This is a genomic window from Sphingobium sp. FW306-1B-F04DB (genome assembly GCF_058781925.1).
This window is the reverse complement of the sequence record NZ_JBYSXE010000147.1, coordinates 1-570: the sequence shown is the minus strand read 5'-3', so window position 1 is coordinate 570 and position 570 is coordinate 1. Positions and strand designations below refer to the sequence as shown.

Sequence of the window (570 nt, the reverse complement as noted above, 5' to 3'; positions counted from 1 at the left end):
CCTGATCGCCGTCGTCGATGGCCTCAAGGGCTTCCCCGACGCGATCAACGCGGTCTTCCCCGAGACCGTCGTCCAAACCTGCATCGTGCATCTGATCCGAAACAGCATGAGCTTCGCCTCGTGGAAGGACCGCAAGCTGATCGCCCAGGCGCTCCGCAGCGTCTATCGTGCCGACACGCCCGAGACCGGCCTGGCGGCGCTCGACGCGTTCGAACAAGGGCATTGGGGCCGCAAATATCCCGCCATCGCGCAGAGCTGGCGGCGCCACTGGGATCACGTGATCCCCTTCTTCGCGTTCCCCGAGGGCGTCCGCCGGATCATCTATACCACCAATGCGATCGAGGCGCTCAACTCGAAGCTGCGCAGGGCGGTCCGGACAAGGGGACACTTCCCCGGTGACGACGCCGCGATGAAGCTGCTATATCTTGTTCTCAATCATGCGGCCGCGGAGTGGAAACGGCCGCCGCGCGAGTGGTTCGAGGCCAAGACCCAGTTCGCCGTCCTCTTCGGCGACAGGTTCACGGTCTGATGAACGAAACTGGCCTCGCGCACAAAATTCCTGACAGTCCC

At 63.7% G+C, this 570-nt stretch carries 1 protein-coding gene; it reads left to right on the top strand.

Features of this window, described 5'->3' with window-relative positions; all coding sequences use genetic code 11:
• Positions 1 to 529, top strand: a 529-nt coding sequence (locus AC3WJD_RS22110) for an IS256 family transposase (RefSeq protein WP_492749019.1), incomplete at its 5' end; no start/stop codon positions are given.
• Between the last annotated feature and the right edge of the window lie 41 nt (positions 530 to 570).